We start from the raw sequence: 3,018 nt of genomic DNA on the forward strand, positions 1-3,018 counted from the left end.
AAATAGTTGTTATGAGAAAATAAGAACAATCCATAATAAGCATAAAGGTGAGAGATGTTTTATTGTCGCCACAGGACCAAGTCTAACGATGGATGATTTGGAAAAATTAAAAGGAGAAATTTCCTTTAGCATGAACTCAATATGTTTAGCTTTCGATGATACAGAATGGAGGCCAACATATTATGGTATTCAGTTCGATATCTTATACAAAGAACTTAAAGAACATATTGAAAAGCTAAATGTTGAGGGTATATTCGTAGCCGATATTATTTCAAATGACATAGACATTAAAGATAATTTTTATATTTATCCTCTAAATTTGCTTAACCATCAAAGGCGACATAAAAAATACAATTCAAAATTTAGCGCTGATGCATTTGCGGAAGTATACGATGGGTATTCAATCACATATTCATTAATCCAAATAGCGGTATATATGGGGTTTAAAGAAATTTATCTTCTTGGTGTAGATAATAATTACTCAACTAATATGCACCATCATTTTAAAGATTATGGTTTTGTGGATCCAAAATACTTACAAGCTGGCAATAAAATGTTTAGTGCATACAAAGAAGCAAAGAAATATGCGGATAAACATAATATAAAGATTTATAATGCCACCAGAGGAGGAATGCTTGATTTATTTGAAAGAGTTGATCTAGATGCAATATTATATGATGTTGAAAACAATAAAGAGGGGCTTAAAAAGAGAACGGTTTAGTGCTAACCAATTTTGGGATTTTATTTAGGGTACCATTTTGTAAAAAACGTTAGTAATAGACAAATTAGAATGTTATAATTCTTTATAAAGAACAAATAGAGTTACAACGTTTAAGTATAAATACATATCATAAAGGTATGTTATTTTTATATACAGGTGTTCTTTATAATGTACGAATTATATAAAATAAAACGTTAAAGTTGATTTTAAATAAAATTATTAGATAAACATTCAGGCTTTTCCAAGACGTTCTATATAAATAAAAATGATTTTAAAGAGGATGAGTTATTTATGAAAATTGTAGGCGTTGTACCAGCAAGATATAATTCCTCAAGATTCAAGGGTAAACCTTTGGCAGACATTTGCGGGAAACCAATGGTTTGGTGGGTTCACAAACGACTTAGTATGGTAAATGGAATATCTGATGTCTATGTAGCAACAGATGATGTTCGTATAAAAACTGTTTGCGAAAATTTTGGAATAAATACGGTAATGACTTCCGATAGCCACAAAACGCATTTAGATAGACTATATGAGGTTTCCACTATGGTAGACGCGGACTTCTATATCAATGTTAATGGAGATGAGCCGCTTATAGAAGCAGAGGCAATAACAAAAATATTGCCAAAAGAAATTGATCCTAGCTTAATTTATATATCTAACCTAATGACAGAATTAAAAAATCCTTTAGAAGCAGTTGATTCTTCAAAAATTAAAATAGCAACAGATATTCATGGTTATGGTTTGTACATGGCTAGAAGTCCAATCCCGTATCCAAAGGGGACTTATAATTTTATCTTTAAAAAATTTGTAGGTGTCCAATGTTTCACAAAAAGTGCATTAGAATTTTGCTTTAATGCAAAAAGGGGCCCTATCGAGGAAGCAGAAGATATTGATGAATTTCGCTTCTTGGAAAATGGTCAGAAAATAAGGTTTATCGAAGCAGACGTTACAACGTTATCGGTAGACACCCCAAAAGATTTAGAGAAGGTAAGAAATATTATAGCGGGTCAAACTGAAAGAGTGGTGTAATGGTGAATAATAGTAGGATTCTTGATTGTACTTTACGTGATGGTGGTTATATCAACAATTGGAAATTTGGTGCGCGAACGATTAGGAGAGTTATTGAAAAATTGTCTCAATCAAATATTGATATCATTGAATGCGGATTTTTAAGAGATCAAGAATTTGATAATAATGTTTCTATTTTCAACAAAGTTGAGAAGATAAAAGAACTTATTAGTCCTAAAAATTATAATATAACGTATGTCGCCATGATTGATGTCCCATATATTCCTATAGAAAAAATTAAAGACTGCGATGGGACTTCAATCGATGGAATACGATTAACTTTTCATGAGAATGAAATCGAAGATGCTATGTCATATGCAAAGCTATTAATGGATAAAGGTTATAAAGTATTTATTCAACCAGTCGGAACTACAAGTTATTCTGACAATAAACTTTTAAACCTAATTTTAAGGGTAAATGAACTTAAGCCATATGCTTTTTATTTAGTAGATACACTTGGGATTATGTATAAAAACGATCTATTAAGAATGTATCATTTAATTGACCATAATCTTGATGACTCCATAAGTATTGGCTTTCATTCTCACAATAACTTGCAGTTATCATTTTCAAATGCTCAGGAACTTTTGATGCTCCACACGAAGAGACATATTATCATTGACTCCTCCGTTTTTGGAATGGGAAGAGGTGCCGGCAACCTGTGTACTGAGCTAATAACTCAATATATTAATGAAAATATTGAGGAAAAATACAATGTCCTACCTTTACTGGAAATTGTAGATGAGGATCTAACTAAGTTTTCTACAGATGCCCGATGGGGCTATTCGATTCCTTATTACATTGCTGCTGTAAATAACTGTCATCCGAACTATGCTGCTTATCTAATGAATAAACAAACTATTTCTGTAAAGGCGATCAATACTATATTAAAGCAGATTCCTTTGAAAATTAGAGAATTATTTAATCAACAATTTATAGAGAATTTATATATCAAATTTCAAATGCACTTAATAGATGATACTATCGGCCTTGAAGCAATAAAAAGCATAATAGCTAGTAGAAAAGTCCTGATAATTGCTCCTGGCAAATCTATTGAAATACAAAAAAATAAAATTAATGCTTTTATTAGAGATTATAACCCTTTTATTTTTAGTGTTAATTTTATACCAGATGATTTTAGTATAAACAGTGTGTTTATAAGCAATATTAAAAGATTCGATAGCTTATCGGATAAAATAACTGATAAATCTAATAGAACATTATTT

General features: G+C 30.6%; 3 protein-coding genes. All 3 read left to right on the forward strand.

All coding sequences use genetic code 11. The annotated features are described in order from the left end of the window. Nucleotides 1-721 (forward strand): 6-hydroxymethylpterin diphosphokinase MptE-like protein (locus V7112_RS19145; RefSeq protein WP_335422837.1); only part of this gene is annotated, 721 nt, incomplete at its 5' end. Between the two features lie 291 nt (nucleotides 722-1,012). Continuing rightward, nucleotides 1,013-1,753 (forward strand): 3-deoxy-manno-octulosonate cytidylyltransferase, encoded by a 741-nt coding sequence (locus tag V7112_RS19150; RefSeq protein WP_335422839.1) that lies wholly within the window; start codon nucleotides 1,013-1,015, stop codon nucleotides 1,751-1,753. After that, a partial coding sequence (locus tag V7112_RS19155) for an aldolase catalytic domain-containing protein (RefSeq protein ID WP_335422841.1) occupies nucleotides 1,753-3,018 on the forward strand: 1,266 nt, incomplete at its 3' end. The genes V7112_RS19150 and V7112_RS19155, both read left to right, overlap by 1 nt.

This window comes from Bacillus sp. JJ1566 (genome assembly GCF_036962685.1).
Classification (GTDB): domain Bacteria; phylum Bacillota; class Bacilli; order Bacillales; family Bacillaceae_L; genus Ferdinandcohnia.

Bases quoted from the DNA above. Each gene is read 5' to 3' on its own strand.
- V7112_RS19150 (WP_335422839.1), top strand. From the start codon at position 1,013: ATGAAAATTGTAGGCGTTGTACCAGCAAGATATAATTCCTCAAGATTC.